We start from the raw sequence: 20860 nt of genomic DNA, 5'->3' as shown, positions 1-20860 counted from the left end.
TCCTCCGTGAAGGAGATAAGTTTTCTTTAACGATCCCTTTTCCTTCTTATTTTACCATTATCCCACCCATTCAGATAAATATTGAATTCCAGGTCCTGGATGACATACAACTACATCACGAACAGAAGCTACCGCTGCCAGTTTTTCTTTGATTATATGTTCTTGCTCTGGTTTACAGAGGACTTTTACATTCGGTCCGGCATCAATGGTGAAATAAGCCTCTAGCCCTTGTTGACGCAATTCCATCACCTGTTGCATAACATCGAGCGTTGCACTTTGCCAATATAAAAACGGCGGCTTTGCGCCTAACGTTGTAGCATGCATTTTCATTGCATTTGCTTCGGCAATTTCACCTAGCTTTGTAAAATCACGTGCATTTATCGCTTCTTTCATCTGCTGTAAATCCTCAGCTACTGTCGCTAACCAGCCCGCATAGAAAGGAGAAGTTTCCACTGTCCGCTGCATGCCGTCTCGGCTCGATACCGATTTAGGACCAGCTTCCACTACAACAGAAAGGACACTAATATCCCACGCTTTTTCGTCTAAAATTTGCGTTGCAAACGAATCCGTTCCGTCTGTCTTCTCGCCTTTCTGCCATTCCACAAATCCTCCAAAAATAGAGCGTGAGGCAGAGCCAGAGCCTTGACGGGCTAAAGCAGAGAGTTCTGTCCCTGTTAAATCTAGCTGTAATGCTTTACTTGCTGCGGCAGCTAACGCTGCATATCCCGAAGCAGAGGAAGCAAAGCCAGCAGCTGTCGGCACATGGTTCACCGATGTTACCTTTGCAAAAACTTTTGTGCCTGCAATGTTCCGGACATGATCAAGAAAGGCTGTTATTTTCCCAATTTCCTGATCGGAAACTTGGCTTCCATCTAATATCAAGCTATCCTTTTCAAACTGGTCAGAAAACTGAACCTTGGTTTCTGTGTAAAAATGGTCTAATGTAATCGACAAACTACTATTTGTCGGTAAAAATAATTGGGTATTCCGCTTTCCCCAATATTTGATTAATGCAATATTCGTGTGAGCTCGAGCGATCGCTTCCATTAACCACACTCCTCCATTATTACTAGCATTCCGCTATTGTGTATTGCCATGTTTGGGCAGCACCAGCTTCCAGTAAGGCATCAGCCACTTTTTTTCCGATTTGCTCACTTTCTACTAATGCTAAAATACAGCCGCCGCGGCCGCCGCCTGTTAATTTTGCACCGACTGCTCCTGCAGATCGAGCTGTGTCTACTAAAGCATCTAATCCTGAATCACTTACACCTAACAAAGCTAAATGCTGGTGTGCTTGATTTAATTTATCGCCAACCTGTTGAAAGTCCCCTGCAGCCAGTGCTACTCGCGTCTCTTGTGTTAATATGCCAAGTAGTGTGATAGATTGCTCTATTTGCTCTGGTTTGATTTCATACTTATCTCGGATTGATTTAACTGCTGCAAAGGTATCGCCAATCCTGCCACTATCTGCTATAACCAGATGAAATGGCGCGCCAATTTGCACTTGTTCAACCTCTTGCTGTTTTTGAAACCAAATCGGAGTGGAGCTGGAAGCTGTCATCATATCAATCCCACTGGGTGTTCCATGCGCAAATTTTTCCGCCCGCTCCACCAAAATCATTAATTGACTGTTGCTTAGCTTTTGATTGAAAAAGGCAAAAAGACCGCGAACAAGCGCGATTGCAATTGCCGCACTTGAACCTAGTCCTCGTCCAATCGGAATCGTGGAGGAAATCTTAATTTCTAAACCGCAAGACTGCTGCTCCAAAACCTTTAATGTCTGGATAATACAATCACCAATTCCCTCCATCTTTTCTGGAATTTGCTCTATTGATCCTTGATAAAAAGGGCTTTCGATTTGTATCGAGCTTCCCCTTATATTTTTAACAGTTACTTTTACTTCTATTTGTTTAAACGGAAAAGCAATGGCCGGCTGTCCATAAACAACCGAATGCTCTCCAATTAAAATTAGCTTGCTATGTGCTCGGCCTACCGCAATTTTTTGTGGAGTTTCAAGCATCGATATCCCCACTTTCATCGAAATATATCTGTTAGGATTTTTTAAAACCAACTAATAATCCACGGTGCTGAATAAAGGATCATAAACTGAACGCCATAATTGACGCCCCAGCGGTGCAGCATACCAGCAAATAAACCGATAACTAGTACACCGATAATATTTATCCAACCAGCGTCCATAAAAGCTAATAATAACACAAGTCCAAAAAATAGTCCTAGAATTGCTTCATGGGGAACCCAGCGAAACACAAAGGCACAGATTTGGTTGGCATACTTCACTGAAACAAAATAGGTGATTACAAGAGCAATCGTGGCCCCGATTAATGTTGCCCACACAAAGTCTGCATTAGATAAGAGGTGATGCAAATTATGCTCTGGTGTAAACACTGGCGGTGCGTTAAAGAGAGCATTTGCTGGGCCAATCGCCATCGGAGACAACGGGATACCGAGCGCAATCAAAGGAATCAATGTTCCAGAAATATAGGTAGCATTTGTCAATCCTTCCATTGAAGCGATTGCTACTGACGCTTTTTTCACAGGATCCTTGATGCGACTTGAAAATACTTCTCCAAGAAAAATCGTCATGCCGACAGGGCTCATAATAAAGTAGAGCCAATAAAGCTGGCAAGCATACTTGTTCCCGTTTCCTGTTTGGTCAATATTTTAAAAGGATTTGGAAAACCTTTAGAGGTATTCGTTTCCGCAAAACGAATCGTTTTCTTTGGATATCTTGGCATACTAGCTCGTTTTTCTTTATGTAATAGTTCAAACAATGTCAAAATAACAGGGCCAATGGTAATTCCTAAGAAAAAGGATATGAAGACATTCGTTCCTTCAGGCACAACCCCAATTCCCCAATAAAGATAGCGTAAGCCTTCTATTAAGAGGGCAAATGGCAGAATCACTAGAAGTGATAACAGCTTATTTTTCGTCATTAATGCCAGTAAAACAGCTCCAATGAAAAAGAGGGGATTTGCGTATTCTTTGATAACATCCGCAAATGGAATTAAGATTTGCGCCATCAATAAGCTCACTGGAACCGCTACAAGCGTCCCAATTACAGAACCAGATGCCATTTTGCGGATACTGATATCTGGCATGCCATGTTTTTTTAACACGAGGGCATGCTCTACCATCGGGGTCGCCATCACTCCCCCTGGAATTCCAGCAAGTGCGACTGGAATGGAATCTGTTACTTTATTGGCAACAATTGTAGACATAAAAAAGGTTAAAACCACAATAGGCTCTACCCCCGCAAGGACAATTGCCAGCGTTACCGGTGCTAAAACAGCTGTTTCGTCTGTCCCCGGTGCTACACCAATTATGGTATACAATACAGCTGCTAAAACGGCTGCAGCAATCATCTCAATAATTAATACGATATCCATTACTTTTCTCCCGTTCTTTCAAAGTTTCTTTTTGGCTTAATGATAAAACTACAGATAATAAAACCGATAATGGCACCGCCAAGTCCAAAAAACAATGGCTTTGGTGCCTCATTTGGTGCAATAAAATAGGCACCCATAGTCGTTATACTACAAATTATTAGTGCGATCACTAAATCTTTTATATTGATGAGATCCTCCCAGACCTCAATATTATCGTTTTCCTCTTGATTATGTTTATTTTCCATACAATCAAACTCCTTGTATTTAATGAGCGTAAATGAGCATACTGTTAGGTTCCGCTTCCCCACGAAGATTATACACTAAATCCCAACTGTTGAAAATGATTCTCAATTAAATTCCGAAAATTAAATATGTATTCATGGTTGTTATACCACAAATAGTAAATGCTATAACCATTATTTATTCAGATACTCCAATTTCTCTATATTTTTATATGAAAGAAACCTCTTTTTCAAAAACAAAAACGATGAACCACATTTAATCATTAATGTGAATTCATCGTTCTTAAGGTTAATTAATCGCAAGCAGCCATTATCCCTTCCCTAGGTTAGTTACCCTAACTGACGTTTAAATGCTCTATTAGCGAAAAAATAAGCCATAGCCATGATACCGACACACCAGCCAAGAGCTATCCAGATATCATTTCTAACGGTGCCTTCATACAAAAGAGCACGAATGGCATTTACAATGGAGGTAACAGGCTGATTCTCTGCGAACATACGGATAAGCTTAGGCATGGTTTCGGTAGGGACAAAGGCTGAACTGATAAACGGCAGGAAAATCAGCGGGTATGAATAAGCTGTAGCTCCTTCCATAGTTCCTGCTCTTAAGCCAGGAATGACTGCTAGCCATGTTAGTGCAAGTGTAAATAGTCCAAGTATTCCAGCTATCACAACCCAATCTATAATAGCCGCATTGGAACGAAATCCCATCAAAAGCGCAGCGAGGATAACGACCGCGACAGTAAGCATATTGGAAATAATTGAAGTCAATACGTGCGCCCATAATATCGAAGAACGTTTAATAGGCATTGTAACAAAGCGTGCCATCAGCCCGCTTTTCACATCCGTAAACAACCGCAGCGAAGTGTAAGCCACACCGGATGCGATTGCCATCAGCAGAATGCCTGGCAGTAAATAATTGACGTAGTTATCCGTACCAGTTTCTATTGCACCACCAAATACATAGACAAACAGCAGCATCATCATAATCGGCGTAAGCGCCACTGTGATTATCGTGTCTGGGCTGCGCATAATATTGCGCATTAACCGTCCTAGTAATACCCATGTTTTACTTTTCATTTATATTTCTCTCCTTTTCCAATTATTGCGAGGAAAATTTCCTCCAACGTCGGCTGTTTCTCGATATACTCCACTTTTCTTGATGGAAACATCTCTTGAAGTTCAGTCAGAGTACCAGTAGTGATAATCTTTCCGCCATGCAAGATGGCAATACGGTCTGCCAACTGTTCCGCTTCCTCCAAATACTGAGTCGTTAACAAGATGGTCGTACCACCGCCCGCAAGCTCCTTGACTGTATCCCAAACTTCCATCCGCGCCTCAGGATCAAGACCTGTCGTTGGTTCGTCAAGAAAAATGACAGACGGCTTTCCGATTAAACTCATGGCAATGTCAAGTCTACGCTTCATCCCGCCCGAATATTGGTCTGCCCGCCGGTTGGCTGTGTCAGTCAGGCTGAATCTAGCAAGCAAATAGTCAGCAGTCTGGACTGGATTAGAAACTCCCCGCAGCTTTGCAACCATGATTAGATTTTCACGACCAGTAAGCATGCCATCTAATGCTGCAAACTGCCCTGTCAGACTGATGCTTTGACGGACATTATCTGGTTGACGATGGATGTCAAAACCATCTATACTTCCTTTTCCATCATCAGGTTTCATCAACGTGGAGAGAATGTTAACTATCGTCGTTTTGCCCGCTCCATTTGAACCTAGCAATGCAAAAATTTCGCCACGCCTCACCTCAAAATCTATCCCCTTTAATACTTCTTTGGCTTTAAAGGATTTCTTTAATCCCTTTACAGAAATTGATGTTTCACTCATGCTTTTCCCTCCTTATAGAAGTGCTTACCTAAAACTATATTGGCAGCATTCAGCTATTTAGTCAGACTAATATTCTGTATCACTTACTACCGATATAAAAAAATAACTGAATAGTTAACAATTCACCTTGGCAACAACCATCCAGTCCATAATAGCCTTTTTGTTTACTCTTGCTAAAATCGTTTCATGTTGATTTATTCATGATACTGCGGATGAAGCCAATCCGACCAAAATTTAGGATTTACATCATTAGCTTAAACCTCAATAGACAATTGCGGTTATCCGCGACCAATAGTATCATTTAATTTTTTACGATACTTATCATTCCAAGTTTCCTCATCCTTCACTAGCTCGTCACAAAAAGCTGCTACATCCGCACCTGTAAGGTCAGTAACTTTCTTTCCTTCAGCTGCTCCTGCCTCGAAGAGATCGAGAATACCGTTAAAAATGCGGCTGCTGCCCTCCCAATCAGTGGGACCACCACCAGCATTCCATATATATTTTTGAATTGCTTTATAAGCGCTGCTATATTCACCTGGAAGTGCTTTTGCACGTGCCTCCATCGCCTTCCATTCCCGTTTTTCTTCCAGACTGCCTATTATCTTTTCAAATATACTCATATTACAACATCTCCTTTGTTTTTTTTGTTTTAAGTTCATTAATTTTGCTTGATACAAACTCCCATTTTTCCCAAAACATTTTAAGCTGCTCTTGGCCAGCTGCATTCAGCCTGTAAAATTTTCTTGGCGGCCCCATATTGGACGGCTTCTTCTCGATATCAACTAAATTGTTTTTCTCCAGCCGCATGGTAATCGTATAAACAGTCCCTTCCACTACATCCGTGAAACCAAGCTCTCGCAGCTGCTGCGTGATTTCATATCCGTAAGTTTCCCCACGGCTTATAATCTCAAGCACGCACCCCTCAAGCACTCCTTTCAACATCTCTGTAATATTTTCCACATTTCCACCTCACTTACAGTTATTTTATATTTCAATACTATGCATCATCAGTACATTGTGTTACAGATATCAAGTATTACTTATTACTGGTATATAATAATACATATTAGATTTGTTTGTCAAGACGCAAAGAGATTTCTTTATGATGGTATGTCATATGAAAAGAAAAGGCTAAGATTATTTTGAAAATCTCAGCTCTGAAGGATAAAAATTCAATATAATAGTTTCTTTAATTCTTTATCATCTGTAATCAAGTTTCTATACTCTTTCCCATTTATACTTAAACAGCTTGCTTCAATAAAGAAGTTGTCTTTATTATTGACTTGGAAATAGAAATTTGTTGTAGATGAAAGTGTTTCCATTTCTTTTAATGCACTATTTAGGCTTTCAATCATAATTTTTTCCAAATCCTTGAGGAAAATAGCTTAATTCTGTTAATAATAAATGAGACTCATCAAAATTAGTTATTCAGTCTATACGTATCATGATTCTGGTTCTTGATAAATATAATAAGACATGACTTGTTTAAACGTCATATTAATTTTAATTAACCAATACAAAGTATGATCTTATTCGTCAATTTAGTAACTCTATTAACTCATCCGCCTCTTTACTTTTAATGATTTTTTGCACAATCGCCTTATTTTCGATAATAGAAATTAGCTTTTTAAACATGCCATCCAATTCACTATGTGTTCCTTCTTTAATATTTAATAGGCAGACAAACTGAACCATCTGCTGCTCATTCCATTGGACTGGATTTTTCAATGTGCACACTGTCCAAAAAGTTTCTTGCGTTACGGGAACCAAGGGATGGGGAACAGCCACGAGATTCCCATAGCTAGTCGGGGCTATTGCCTCTCTTTCTAAAACAAGATTCATATAGTCTGCTGGTACAAGATTTAATTGGTATAACTCCTTACTTAGAAATTCTATGATGCTTTCTTTATCTTGCAGGTCTAATTGAAGATAAATTCTAGATGCATCTAAGTAATTCCCTACCTTATAAGAAGCAGCTTTTAGATGGTCATGAATAGATCGTATATCCTTGTCCTCTAAGAAAGTATTCACCACTTGGACTGGTATCCCAAAATCTTCCCTTATCGGAATGGTGCTAATAATTAACTCAATATCCGTCAGGTCATATGAGGATAAATTATAATAATTAATGGTATCTATTATTTCCAGTTCTTGTTCAAATCTATTTTGCAAGCGATAATACAGTAACTTAGCACTCCCCACACCTGATGCACAAACGATGATTGCTTTTTTCCTTTTCTTCTTCTCTAATTCTAACCGTTCGAGCGCAACACCTATATGAAGAGAGATATAAGCAATTTCATCTTCTACCACTTCCATCCCTAAGTACTCCTCTATACATTTGCTGGCTATGATAGCTCCTTCAAAGGCAGCAGGGTATTTCCTCTTTATATCATTTAGTAAAGGATTACGTATACTCATTTTATTACGCAATCGATTCATGGCAGGGCGGATATGCAAGGTTAAAGCTTGGATAAACTCTCGATCTTGGCGAAAGTCCCAATTCAATTCAGTGCGCAGTCTTTCTATCATCTCATTTATGATCGTCCCCGCCTCATCAAACTTACTAAATTCGACTAGCTCTCTTTTATGCAAGAGCTTCGTTCCAAGTAAATGAACAATAATATAATTTATTTCTGTATTAGGAAACGTTAGACCAGTAAACTCTTCTACTTTACTAATAATCTCATCCGCTACTATCTTTTCAAATGGATACTCTTCCACTAGAACATCTGTTAACTCTTCTATTACAAAGCCTTCCTGAATTCTTCTGCATGCAATCGCTATATGTGTAGCTAGGTTTTCCAAAGAGATATCAGATATATCAATCTTATATTTAATCACCTTTTGTATGATAACCTCTTTAATCTTTTTTAAAAGAATCTGATCAATAAGCTGCAGAGAGTCTTCTTTAACAAATGTCTCTTGATTACGACTTAATAAGAAATTGGATAAACATAACCGTTTCATATATTCATCACCATGCACTTTAGAGCCATAATGTGGCCGGTTTATTAATTTCAAGTTATATTTATCTAGAATCTCCTTCACTACTTTTAAATCATTATTCAAGGTAGACATCGATATAAACAGTTCATCTGTAAAGTTTTCTAGTTTAATAAAATCCTTTTCTAGAAATAAACGCTTTAAAATATAGAGAACTCTCGTATTTTTATCTGCAAAATCATCCACTAGCTTTTTTTTATCATTAAAATGTTCATGAATAGTATTGGAAAATAAGGCAGGATTAACGATATTCAGTACATAGCCTTTTCCTCTAATGGAATCTATTATAGTCCCGCATGACTCTGTCGTGTCCTGCATCAATTTTATTTCTTTTCGAATAGTCCGATCACTGACACCCAATTCTTTAGCCATCCAGTCTGATGTTACAGGCTCCTTTGATTCTGATAAAAGAAATAAGATATCTTTCTGCCGGCTTGATAGTAAAGCCAATTTCAATCAGCTCCCTTCATTGTCCAATCATTGGACCATTTTTACTCAACTTACTAAATTATACATTTAAGCTCAGTACATAGGAAAAAATGGAGTTTAAAGCAAACTCCATTTAGACTATGAAAGCAAATCCTGACCTACTAGCTAGATTAATAGGTACAACAGAAGGCATGCCTTCGAAAAAGATCAAAGTTCTTCCCCATTTGTTTCAATAACGTGTTTGTACCAATCAAATGATTTCTTCTTACTTCTTGCTAAGGAACCTTTTCCTTCATTATCTTTATCTACATAAATAAAGCCGTAACGTTTTTCCATTTCACCTGTTCCCGCGCTAACTAAATCAATACAGCCCCATGGTGTATAGCCGATTAAGTCAACACCATCTAATTCGACTGCCTTTTTCATTTCAGCAATATGATCACGGAAATATTGAATTCGGTACTCATCATTAATTGATCCATCTTCTTCCACCGTATCCCTTGCTCCTAGACCATTCTCCACAATAAATAAGGGAATATTATATCTTTCATATAGAGCATTTAATGAATAGCGAAGTCCTACGGGATCTATTTGCCAGCCCCAATCGCTCGCTTCTACATAAGGATTGCGAACAACGTGGCCGAATTCGCCATCAGATTCACTGCCTTCGACTTCACGACTACTCACTACTTTAGACATGTAATAACTAAAACCAATATAATCTACGGTACCTTCTTTGAGAATCTTTTCATCCTCTTTCGTAATATCCATTTCAAAACCATTGCGTTCCCAATATTTCTTCGTATAATTAGGAATCTCTCCTCTAACATGTACATCGCCAAAGAACCAGCGATTATGCATTGCTTCTGCCGCATACATAACATCATCGGGATGACAGGAATATGGATAAACAGGTACAATGGCAAGCATACAGCCAATTTTAAAATCAGGGTTGATTTCCCTGCCAATCTTCACTACCTTTGCACTTGCAATTAGTTCATAAAGAGAGGCTTGATACATCGTCTGCTCCCGATTTTCCCCTTCCTCATATTTAATTCCTGAATTAGTGAAGCTCGCGAAATCCATGCTTGTATCTGCTTGGTTATTGATTTCATTAAATGTCATCCAATACTTTACTTTATCTTTGTAGCGTTTTAATACCGTTTCCGCATATTTAACGAAGAAATCGATACACTTTCTATTTCTAAATCCACCATATTTTTTTACAAGATGATATGGTAATTCAAAGTGAGAGAGTGTAATGACTGGTTCAATATTATGTTTTAATAACTCATCAAATAAATCATCATAGAATTGCAGTCCTTCTTCATTTGGTTCTGCCTCGTCTCCATTTGGAAAAATTCTTGTCCAAGCAATAGATGTACGGAAACATTTAAATCCCATTTCTGCAAATAGTTTAATATCTTCCTTGTAGCGTGAATAAAAGTCAATTGCTTCATGGTTTGGATAATTGTATCCTTCTAGCACACCATCTGTAATCTGACGGGCGACACCATGTCTTGCTGCTGTCATTACATCCGCAACACTTACACCCTTTCCCCCTTTATTCCAGCCTCCTTCAAGCTGATGAGCCGCAACCGCTCCACCCCATAAGAAATTTTCTGACAACGCTGTTTTTGACATAATGAGTTTCCTCCATTTAAGATATTAAGTTATTAATAAAAAAAAGAAAGCGGTCTATCGTTTCTTGGAGAACCGCCTTCTTCCTGTTAAATGCTTAGAGCTATGATGGACAACTACTTTCGTGTAAGCATCCGTTTCTCCAAATTTAATTATTAGATTATAATACTGATTCTCCACCTTTTTCTTGTATTACTAACTTGTTATCATACATTTTAATAAATGGGAACCAAACCAAGAATGCTACAATACCGCAAATTAGTGCTACAATTACCGCCATATAGTCTCCCGCTGTACCAATAAATGCTCCAATACCAATTGGCGATGGCCAAGGTACTTGTGCAATGATCGCATCAACAAATTTCAGCTTGATCGCCCAATACCCAATCGAAGCCGAAGCCATTGGTGCTAAGAAGAATGGGATTGCCAAATATGGATTATAAACAATTGGCAGACCGAACAATAATGGTTCATTAATATTGAAAATACCAGGTGCAAGCGATGCTTTTCCTAATATCTTTAATTGCTGTGACTTAGCTAAAAAGGCAATGAAGAACACCAATCCTATAGTTGCTCCAGATCCACCCATAATGACAAATGAGTTCTGGAATTCACCAGCAAAGGGAATATTCCCTCCCTCTAAATTTGTCTGCATATTAGAAAGAACAATAGGTGTTAAGAATGCACCAATAATATTGGCGCCATGAATTCCGACAATCCAAAGGGCATGGATTAAGAAATAAATCACCATGATTCCTAACCAGCTGTTTGTTAAATTCACAACGAAGCTAAATGGAACAGCTACTACTTTGAAAATATCTGTACCTAATGCAACTAGAACCCCATTAATAGCCAAGATAACGACAGCCACTAAAAAGGCTGGAATTAATGCTGTAAAGGATCTAGATACCCCCTCCGGTACTGCTTCAGGCATTTTAATCACCCAATTTTGTTTAACACACAATCTATATAACTGCACGGCGATAATCCCGAGAATAATTGCTGCAAAAATACCTGTAGTACCTAACCGACTCACACCATCCCCAACCATCTGCCAGCCATTTACAATGGTTGTCTCATCATCTATTTGATGAATGAGCGAGATTTTCCCACCGTCTATTACTAGCATAGGAATGGTCATAAAGAAGGCAAACATAGATAGTAAAGCCCCATTTAACGGGTTTAAATTTAAGTTATCTTCTTCAGCAATAATTTTCGTATACTCATATCCGATGACAAGGTTAAAATAGAGTGCTAATATTCCCATTGTTGATTTATTTGCTAACATATACAAGTCACTAATCTTAAAGAAAGTACTATTGAAAAATCCTTCTAAAAAAGTAAGTGTCTGCGGCAATACATTCAATACTAGGAACATAGAACCAACGATAGTAAAGGGAATGGAAGCCATCCCTGCTGCCATTACTGCCCGCACAAAGCGGAAGGAGGCAACTTTCCCCATTGGACCCATGAGATATTTTTCAAAAAGAGCAAATACTTTATTTTCTACTGACATATAAACTCCTCTTTTCCATGGTTAATTAATAACTTTCTCATATAGTTTAATGCGGCTATAGTGTTTATCTTCATTTAGACAAATCTTGTGCAAACGTTTTAGCATGAAAGCAGCTAATAATATACCCGAAATTAAAATAGTTAGAATGAACACTCTAGATTCATCTTGATTAATTAAGAACGGATAAAGCAAAGCAAAAGTAGAAGAAAAACAAGCAGGCACTATACAAATTACATTTGCAGCGAGCAAAGCCGTAAAACTGTATTTTGTAAATTTGGGATGATGGCTAGGACTGCTGTAAATCTTCACTTGCTCCACAATACTAGCTACCATAAAGACCAATAATACGAAAGGAATAAAAAACAGCTTTGAATCACTTAGCACCAACGAAATAAACCAATATAAATTGGTAAAAAAGAATAGGGCAGTTACATAACGAACAAGTAAATACCGATTAAAATACATCGTTTTTATACTTTGTTTCTTTCTTTGCTTTTCTAGCAAGGCTCTTTGTTCATCATTCATATGAATCCCTCCTTCTCTTGTTCTTCGCTATTTGCTTCTTCATTTATTATCAAACCACTAATAGATACCGCTTTCATTTTTTGTAGTGAAAATTAGATTGAACGGACTCCATCGTAGAAAGGGAAAAACTAAAGTAGCTTCCTTCTCTTTCTATCCATTAACCCCTTAGTTCGGCAGTTCTTGTAAAATTACGTTTGCTAATTTTTCAATCCCCATCGGAATTGGAACATACGCTTGTGGTGGTATGTTAACAACCGGCTTTCCTACACGATCCCCTGTTTCTTTCAGCTTATTGAAATACATCTTTGTTTGCGGGCTTACTAAATATAGATCAAATTCACCCTTCTCAATCATCTTACCGCCTTCATTTGCAGATATAGCATCTAATACAATATCCTGACCTTTTGATTTAAAAAACTCCGTTGTCTTTTTGGCCATTAGTGATGATGACATACCAGCTGCACAAATAATTAGGGCTTTTTTCATTTTATATTCCTCCAATAATTAATAAGATTTTTTGATTAAAATCAAACAAATTCCCAGCTTAGTTAGGTAGTTTCTTATGAAGTTCTATGAATTCCTTTGCCATATCGACAACAGTCATAGCATTCATTAAATGATCTTGCGCATGGATAAGCAATAACCGAATTTCAAATTTTTCTCCACGAGCTTCCCCTTGAATCAAATCTGTTTGAAAGCGATGAGCTACGCGCATGGCTTCATTTGCTTCATCCAGTTTTTGCTCTGCTAAAGAAAAGTCGCCACTTTTAGCATCATTTATTGCTTCCATTGCTAAACCTCGAGCATTTCCTCCATTTAAAATAATTTGAAAACTAATTTCTTCTAAGTTCATGCTAATCCACCCTTACGTAAAAAAATATGTGCACCAATTCTCCTATTAGCAGTAAAGATAAAGCTAACAGTACATTCGACTTAAGTCTCTATCGATTGCTAGCTTAAAAGATTAAGAGACTAATCTGGATGACTAAAAATGGTTTGTTAGCGATTTCATCTCTTGCTATCAACTGCTTAACTACATACTATACCTAATTTAATTTAAAGTTAATTTAAACTCTTTCCTTTGCGCAACGGAAACCATTACCATAAAAACGGGTGTCAGGCACCACAAAAAGACAACTGTCTTTTTACGGTGCCTGACACCCACTTCTATATATTTTGACAGCAATTCTTTGTATATAAATTTTTAAGAAAAGCAGTCCTAATGGTCCAACAATAATCGTAGAAATGTTTTGAAAATAATAGTGCCACAAGATGGATATCAGATAGCAAAGAACATAGGCAACTATGGAGAAATAAGTCTCTGCCTTTGATACTAAATTACTTTTTAGAAACTCCCTTCTTAATTGATTAAGATACTTTATTGAAAACAATAAGATGATTCCTATTGCACAAATATAGATAACCATATTCTCTGCTATAAAAACGACTATACAGAAACCGTAAGAGATCCGGTCTAACTTAGTAGCCGCATTTGAAATTGGTGTATTTTCTATTATTTTCCCCATTTTGTAGAATAATTTTACTTCTGAAATAACATCAATATTATAATGCTCAACTATCCTCTTCATTTGAAGATTCAGTACATGCGATATAATAAAAAGAACGCCAATAATAATTATCATAAAAATTGGCCCCTGATTTTCTGAGTAATACACATGTCCCAGTGTAAGGAAACCAATAATTCCAATGATCATCATTACTATATTTGCATATATATACTTTTTAATAGCTTTAATCTCTTTATTAAAAGAAAGTACAATATAGCAAGTCAGGATTAGTATAAATACACTAAGAGTTACTAAAAATAAGATCATTTTAAATATATTAGCATCCATAGAAGTATATGGAATTGTCAACATAAATGCGAGTAGACTTATATAAAATACTAAATGAAGCCTCAAAAGTATTTTCATATATACATAACCTTCTTTAATTTAAATTATATGATTCCTTGTGACGTTTATTGTAACGTATTGTACAATTAGGATGAACGTCTTATCCAAGCTTTACTTTAGAAAATCCCTTTTAGTTGGTATATGCTTCTCTGGATTTATTTGTGATTTAAGAAGTTATTTTGGCCTTTGAATAATCTTACGGGGAACTTTTTTACGGTGGAAAGTTAAATATTTAAATTCACCATTAATTTAGTATATTATAACATTAAATTAATATAGGAAAGAGCATTGAGTTAGACTTTAATGCTCTTATTACTATTTATATATCTAATCCTAGCCAAGTTCTAAAAAGCCCTGCTTCCTCTCCATCCGCAACTATTCCACTTCCAGGACTTGTTGTAAAAGGTAGCCATTGCCAGTCCTCACACCCTACAAACCCTATTCTTGACCAATTATTGAGGAATTCAATAAAGTTATTTGCCAATATATAACCGTGCCCTTCACCATTATCGTGACTAAGATATACGATTGGGGCATCTTCCATGTTACTCATATCAAATGCTAAATAATCCCCATTCCCTACTTCACTAAAGGCTAATTTATTATGCCAAACTACATCATATTCATCTTCGGGATCAGAAAAAACATTTTCAATCCATCCCATACGATCTTCTTCACACTGAGAAAGAAGTTCTAAGCTCCAGTGAGGAGTACCAGAGAATATTTCTCTGAATTCTTTTGGTTGCTCCATATTGTCAGGTAAAAACCACCGCAAACTGAAATTACTTGAGAACTCATTAAGAACCTTCTTGAAACTTTCAGGTAACTTTCTCCCAAGTTGTTCCTCTGTTTTGATTATTTGTTCAAGCGAAGCTGGCTCATCAATAATAACTTCTTGAACCTCTCAACCAATTTCTTTAATCTTAGATGTAATAGCCTCAATTCTATATCTAATTAATTCGTAATCCATTTAATCATCTCACCCTTATCTTAAATATAACATATCAACCATTTTGAATTTTCTGTTATTTTCTAATACTCACGCTAATTCGGTTCTGCCCATCCGGGTCTTATTATATTTCTCTTCAAAAGGAGAAAATGTAAAAATAATTGGGGAATGACGAAAATTCAACAAAGATGGCTAACAAAAAGTCCCAATGTAACAATGCGCTCGTGCGTAAAGATAATATTTATGTATAAATTTATCTCCATCAAAATATCTACCTTCTCTTAATTTGACCTATGTCTTCGGAAATCATGAGTTAATGACTTAAAGCGACATTGACAACAAAGTCAATCCAATTTCCCACCAACCTTTCATACACCGTACGTAGCCAAAATACATTAGTATTCTTAACTTCGATGAATAAGGATTTCAATCAACTGGTATTTTTAATTCTGAATCATCAATAATCAAATTTTTATACTCTTCTTCATTAATAATTAATGCGTTAGCTTCAATAAAGAAATAGTCCTTATCATTAACTTGAAAGTAAAAATTTGTAGTTGATGAAAGTGTTTCTATTGCTTTTAATTCACTATGAAGGCTTTCAATCATTATTTTACCAAATCCTTGAGGAAAATAGCTGGATTCTGATAATAATAAATGGGACTCTTCATCAAACTCATTTAATCTAAAAGTATCATAAGCTGGTTCCTGAAATACATAATAAGACAACACTTGTTTAAACGTAATATTAATCAAATTGCGATTTCTATCACCCATTAATTTAAGGGTAATAGTTTCTTTCAGGTAATTAATATTCAAGTCAATAATAGCCAGAGACTCTATTTCCGAAAAAAAATGTTGTAATTTTCTTTCTGTATTCATTTTATCTTGCACCTATGCTCCCTCTCTTCTTTATAAAATGGTGTCAGGCACCATCAAAAGACAATTGTCTTTTTACGGTGCCTGACACCCACTTCACACTTTACAAGTGCTCTATCAATCTTTCTATATCCGCCTTCAATACTTCCTTTTTATCGTTATGAAGCAGCTTGATCATATCTTGGAGAAATTTAATCGCTTGATCGTTTTTTCCTTTCTCTAGGTGTTTTTGGGATTGCTTTAATTTATTGCTTAAGCTCTTATAAAGACTATCCTTAAATTCACCTGATTCCTTGTACATATCCAGTAATGTTTGAATGGACGTATGATCTGCTTGATACGGTCTAACTAAGAAATGATCAAACTTGGTATTATTATAATTGGACCTTACCCCTACTTTCCCTTGCGTAAAGGCAGTACGGCTGTTATCCGTAAAATTAATCTTTGGTGTCGCCATATCATCCACATATACTTTAATTGTTGTCCCAATCACTTCAATTTTCATATGATGCCAAGCAGCTTGTGGGTCTGTGATCGAGGCACCATCAAGATACTCCCAATTATAATTTTGCTTTCCAAGATGGACGCCGTCTTCATTTATATAGGCCACATATCCTTGCATAAAATCAGCATTATTTTGGCTATACTCAATTCCGTTTGCTGGATTATTTACTCGGAAGATGACTCCGCCGTCTCCGGATCCTTCAGCCACTTTAACATCTGCTTCGATAATGTAATCCTTCCACTCTTTTTCACCGATAACTGATTTTGCAAAGGTTTCGCTACTTGCATTGTACTCGCCTATTATTTGTGGCTCTGGTACTTCGATTTCCTCTAGGAATTCAAAATAATAGAAGTCAAATTCGCCTTTTACTATTTCTACTTTAATCGTATGCTGTCCTGCTGGTAAGGAAACATTTTTCTTAATAACGCTTTGCCAATTATTCCAATCGCCAGTGCTAGGGACATCAATAACACCTGTCAAATCAATCGAATCATCAAGCCATAATCGGATTTGACTATCTTTAAATGTTGTAGCTACGTTTATGGCTAAATCATAGCTGCCTTCTTCTGCGATATCGACATTATACTTCAGCCATTCTCCTGTTTGATTCCAGCCAACATTGTAGCCACCTTTTGGATTCACACGGATATCGACTGCATCCTGGCGATACTCTCCGCCAATATTTTCAATGGTGTTGTCGTGATAGGCAACACCTTCACCACCAGTAATATAATCTGCCGCCATTATTCTGCCTGGCAGCTTTTTATACTGATCAAATTGGTGGAACATAAATTTTGAAAGCTCAAAGCCACCTTCTATAGCAACTACTTTTAACGTATGCTGCCCTGCTGGCAAGGTTATATCCTCTAGTGATACAGTCTTCCAACTGTCCACGCTGCCCGTTTTCGGCAGATTAATTTCTCCCGTTAAATCTAGCTTATCATCTAACAGAAGCTTTACTTTCGATCCATCCTTTACAGAGGAAACAAATAAATCAAGACCATAACTTCCTTCTTCTAAAATATTCACATCATATGTTAACCATTCATCCGTCTCAATCGAGGTAACTGCATAATCCCCTGAGGTAGTTTTTCGAATGTCCACATCGTCATTACGGTACTGTCCCCCACTATTTCCTTCCGACTTATCATAATAAGCTACATTTTGCCCACCGTTGTTATAGTCTTCCGCTTCAATGAGCCCAGGTAGCGGCCGATGAACATCAAATGAAGACAATTCCATTTTCGTAAAGTCAAATTCCCCTTCTACGAATTCTAGTTTCAAAGTATGATTTCCCTTAGGCAACGTAATTCCATTTTTAATGACAGCCTGCCAATTGTTCCAGCCGCCAGTAGCAGGAACATCAAATACGCCGGTTAAATCTATTTTATCATCTAACCATAGACGCGCCTTTGCACTTGTAAAAGTTGTTGCAGCATAAAGCTTAAGATTGTATTCGCCAGCTTCTTGAACATTTACATTGTATTTCAGCCATTCACCAGTCTGATTCCACCCAACAGCATAGCCGCCGCCTTCTGGATTGGTTCGGATATCTACTGAATCTCTTCTAAATACTCCACCAATATTTTCTGGTGTCGTATCATGATAGGCAACTCCTTCCCCACCAGTATTGTAATAGGCTGCATTTATTACCCCAGGAACCTGTTTATACTCATCGAAATCAATATTTTGCTCTTCAAAAGGACCAACTTTCCATGTCCCCTCGACTTCATCCCATCCTTCAGCATCCCCATCATTAAAATCGTCATATAATACATCAACTGCTTTATAGCCTTGTACTTTAAAGCTTGAAAAATCAAACGAACCCTTTATCACTTCAATCGTTAGCGTATGCTTTCCTTTTGGTAGTTTCAGCTTTTCGATTGAGAACGTTCTCCAATCCGTTGATTGCGGAATACTTACATCCCCCGTTATATCCGACTTTCCATCTAACAAGATTCTTATCTTGGCATCTTGGGAGGATTCGCCAACTCGTAAATCCAGATTATATAAGCCGTCTTCGGCAATATTTACATTATATTTCAGCCATTCGCCTTTTTCATTTGATTCAATGTAATAACTGCCGTCAGAATCGTCAGCAATATCTACATAATCTTGGCGGTAGGCATTAACTGCTTCTTTCCTTGTTTTATCATGATAGCCGACACCTTCACCACCAGCATTATAATGAACAGCCTCAATTGTCCCTGGTAAAGGCTTGTACGCATCAAAGACATTGCTGCCGTCAACTTTATTGCTAAAAGCTGTATAGGCAAATGCTCCATGTACATCTGATGTGGTATAGCCGATGCTGCCAGCACCAATATTTCGAACTTCTCGTGTTTGCTTTTGCATGCCATCGACAAAGATTCTAAATGTATCTCCCGACCTTTCTACTCTCAATTGATGTAGCTTTGTGTAATCATAGCCTTCTGGCAGATCTGCATACTCCCAGCCTTGTTCCTCACCATCCACAACAAAATTAGTTTCCAATCGATTATGCTTCGAGCTTAGGACAGCTGTTCCGTAGTTCTTTTCATCCTTATAGGAGAAAACTACACCAAGTCGCGGATTTTCACTCTCCCCTTTTTCTACCATTTTCAGATTGAATTCTGCTGTATATTCCTTATCTGTAGATACCTTACTCACTTGTCGTGACCATTTTGCATCACCCAATTTCTTCTGTTCCAGCCAATTAGAAGTATCTTTCATGATACTCCATTTCCCTCCATTTACATTTTTCCAATCCGCTCCAAGTTCGGTTCGATTAAATCGATCACTAAAATCCGGTAAAGCAGGATCAGGCTGTTCAGAAGTTGTCGGCCCTAACACGAGCATTTTCTCGCCATTCCATGCAATGCGGTCGAAGTTTATGTTACGCCCTGGGTTCGCATGACTATGATAGACGATATAGTCGGAATCAAGGTCTGGTCCTCGCACAACTGTGTTATGACCTAAACCTACATTTTCCCCTTCTGTGTTTAGTAAAAGTGGATTCTGTTCTTTATTCGTTGTATAACCAACATTAGGAGAATCACTTACTCCATAGTCAATACGGTATGCTTTATTCCAAATATGGTTTCCTGTATAAGTCATATAGTATTTGCCATGTCTTTTCAGTACGGTTGCCCCTTCTGTCCAGCCATTCATTTTTGCACCTGTATCCGTTGCCTTGCCAAATTCTGTCGGCGTTGGCATAGAGCGTGCATCTATTCTATTTGATCCTGTACTATAAAAATACCATTTGCCGTCATCATCAATAAAAACATGTCCATCAATCCCCATCCCAAGATTATCGGTTTGTTTTTTAAAAGGACCAAGAGGGCTTGAACTTTTATAGACATAATGCCCATTTCCACCTGGAGATGTATACATATAGAAATCGCCATTCCAGTAAACAACTTCCGGGGCATAAGCAGCCTTCGTAGTAGGTTCTTCTGTAACAAGACCAGCATATGTCCAATTCATTAAATCTTCCGATGTCCACGCCTTCACACCGCTTTTATCATCTACGGTACTAACATAGAGATAATAAATACCATTATGCTTTAGGATATATGGATCCCCTTCTCCATAATACTCCCCGCTATCCCATGTCCAAGATTCTGGTAAATCCATCGGGTTACTGTAGGCCAATGCTGCATACGGTAAAGAAAGCCATAAACTCATACACAGTAAGACTTTTACTAACTTCTTCAGGATAATCCCCTCCCCATATTTGTTGAAATACCATCTATATAAAAAGGGCATACCTGATCAGTTATAAATTGATTTTGTACACCCTGAATACCTATATTCTAGTAAAATACTGTTCTCTTAAATTTTGTTGGATAATGTAATCTACTATTACCATCTCATTGTTTAGAAATCATATAGGAAGAGAGGAAAACGATTCATCTAAAAATTATCTACTTAATGTTGTTTTTTAAAAATAAAAGCGCTTACAAACATCTTATATTATCCTCATTCGTAAAAATATACTAAATTTAGTATATAATATACCT

The 20860-nt window shown here is 37.4% G+C and carries 17 protein-coding genes and 2 pseudogenes; all 19 read right to left on the bottom strand.

What is annotated here, in order from left to right:
* Nucleotides 1–57 precede the first annotated feature (57 nt).
* The gene (gene mvaD, locus NSQ89_RS01885; protein ID WP_047943289.1) at nt 58–1047 is read right to left on the bottom strand and encodes a diphosphomevalonate decarboxylase; all 990 of its coding nucleotides are present in this window, start codon (nt 1045–1047) and stop codon (nt 58–60) included.
* Between the two features lie 22 nt (nt 1048–1069).
* Complete coding sequence (gene mvk, locus NSQ89_RS01880) at nt 1070–2020, bottom strand: mevalonate kinase (protein ID WP_341132152.1); 951 nt, start codon at nt 2018–2020, stop codon at nt 1070–1072.
* A 41-nt stretch (nt 2021–2061) separates the two neighbouring features.
* Nucleotides 2062–3407: pseudogene (locus NSQ89_RS01875) on the bottom strand (tripartite tricarboxylate transporter permease).
* Nucleotides 3407–3652 carry a hypothetical protein gene (locus NSQ89_RS01870; RefSeq protein ID WP_095333519.1) on the bottom strand — a complete coding sequence of 82 codons (246 nt, stop codon included), beginning with the start codon at nt 3650–3652 and terminating at the stop codon, nt 3407–3409. The pseudogene NSQ89_RS01875 and the gene NSQ89_RS01870 overlap by 1 nt, the downstream one beginning before the upstream one ends.
* A 327-nt stretch (nt 3653–3979) precedes the next feature.
* The gene (locus tag NSQ89_RS01865) at nt 3980–4729 is read right to left on the bottom strand and encodes an ABC transporter permease (protein ID WP_047943293.1); all 750 of its coding nucleotides are present in this window, start codon (nt 4727–4729) and stop codon (nt 3980–3982) included.
* Nucleotides 4726–5490, bottom strand: a complete 765-nt coding sequence (locus tag NSQ89_RS01860; RefSeq protein WP_341132151.1) for an ABC transporter ATP-binding protein — start codon at nt 5488–5490, stop codon at nt 4726–4728. The genes NSQ89_RS01865 and NSQ89_RS01860 overlap by 4 nt, the downstream gene beginning before the upstream one ends.
* A gap of 278 nt (nt 5491–5768) precedes the next feature.
* Nucleotides 5769–6110, bottom strand: coding sequence for a DUF1048 domain-containing protein (locus NSQ89_RS01855; protein ID WP_341132150.1), 342 nt, complete (start codon nt 6108–6110; stop codon nt 5769–5771).
* Nucleotide 6111: 1 nt separating this feature from the next.
* Entirely contained in the window at nt 6112–6450 is a 339-nt protein-coding gene (locus tag NSQ89_RS01850) for a PadR family transcriptional regulator (RefSeq protein ID WP_341132149.1), read from the bottom strand.
* A gap of 212 nt (nt 6451–6662) precedes the next feature.
* The gene (locus NSQ89_RS01845) at nt 6663–6857 is read right to left on the bottom strand and encodes a YxiG family protein (protein WP_418789598.1); all 195 of its coding nucleotides are present in this window, start codon (nt 6855–6857) and stop codon (nt 6663–6665) included.
* Nucleotides 6858–7026: 169 nt separating this feature from the next.
* Nucleotides 7027–8952, bottom strand: a complete 1926-nt coding sequence (locus NSQ89_RS01840) for a BglG family transcription antiterminator (protein WP_341132148.1) — start codon at nt 8950–8952, stop codon at nt 7027–7029.
* Nucleotides 8953–9132: 180 nt separating this feature from the next.
* The gene (locus NSQ89_RS01835) at nt 9133–10569 is read right to left on the bottom strand and encodes a 6-phospho-beta-glucosidase (protein ID WP_341132147.1); all 1437 of its coding nucleotides are present in this window, start codon (nt 10567–10569) and stop codon (nt 9133–9135) included.
* 157 nt (nt 10570–10726) lie between these two features.
* Nucleotides 10727–12082, bottom strand: coding sequence for a PTS cellobiose transporter subunit IIC (gene celB, locus NSQ89_RS01830; protein WP_341132146.1), 1356 nt, complete (start codon nt 12080–12082; stop codon nt 10727–10729).
* Nucleotides 12083–12103: 21 nt separating this feature from the next.
* Nucleotides 12104–12607 carry a hypothetical protein gene (locus NSQ89_RS01825; RefSeq protein ID WP_341132145.1) on the bottom strand — a complete coding sequence of 168 codons (504 nt, stop codon included), beginning with the start codon at nt 12605–12607 and terminating at the stop codon, nt 12104–12106.
* Between the two features lie 165 nt (nt 12608–12772).
* Nucleotides 12773–13093 (bottom strand): PTS cellobiose transporter subunit IIB, encoded by a 321-nt coding sequence (locus NSQ89_RS01820; protein WP_047943302.1) that lies wholly within the window; start codon nt 13091–13093, stop codon nt 12773–12775.
* A gap of 58 nt (nt 13094–13151) precedes the next feature.
* The gene (locus NSQ89_RS01815; RefSeq protein WP_047943303.1) at nt 13152–13460 is read right to left on the bottom strand and encodes a PTS lactose/cellobiose transporter subunit IIA; all 309 of its coding nucleotides are present in this window, start codon (nt 13458–13460) and stop codon (nt 13152–13154) included.
* Nucleotides 13461–13752: 292 nt separating this feature from the next.
* The gene (locus NSQ89_RS01810) at nt 13753–14541 is read right to left on the bottom strand and encodes a hypothetical protein (RefSeq protein ID WP_341132144.1); all 789 of its coding nucleotides are present in this window, start codon (nt 14539–14541) and stop codon (nt 13753–13755) included.
* A gap of 301 nt (nt 14542–14842) precedes the next feature.
* Nucleotides 14843–15493: pseudogene (locus NSQ89_RS01805) on the bottom strand (SMI1/KNR4 family protein).
* Between the two features lie 405 nt (nt 15494–15898).
* Entirely contained in the window at nt 15899–16366 is a 468-nt protein-coding gene (locus tag NSQ89_RS01800) for a YxiG family protein (RefSeq protein ID WP_061801213.1), read from the bottom strand.
* An 88-nt stretch (nt 16367–16454) separates the two neighbouring features.
* The gene (locus NSQ89_RS01795) at nt 16455–20525 is read right to left on the bottom strand and encodes a carbohydrate-binding protein (RefSeq protein ID WP_341132143.1); all 4071 of its coding nucleotides are present in this window, start codon (nt 20523–20525) and stop codon (nt 16455–16457) included.
* Nucleotides 20526–20860 lie beyond the last annotated feature (335 nt).

This window comes from Niallia sp. FSL R7-0648 (genome assembly GCF_038007005.1).
Lineage (GTDB): Bacteria > Bacillota > Bacilli > Bacillales > Cytobacillaceae > Niallia > Niallia circulans.
Note: the sequence above shows the minus strand (reverse complement) of the source record. Positions and strands in the feature narration are given on the sequence as shown.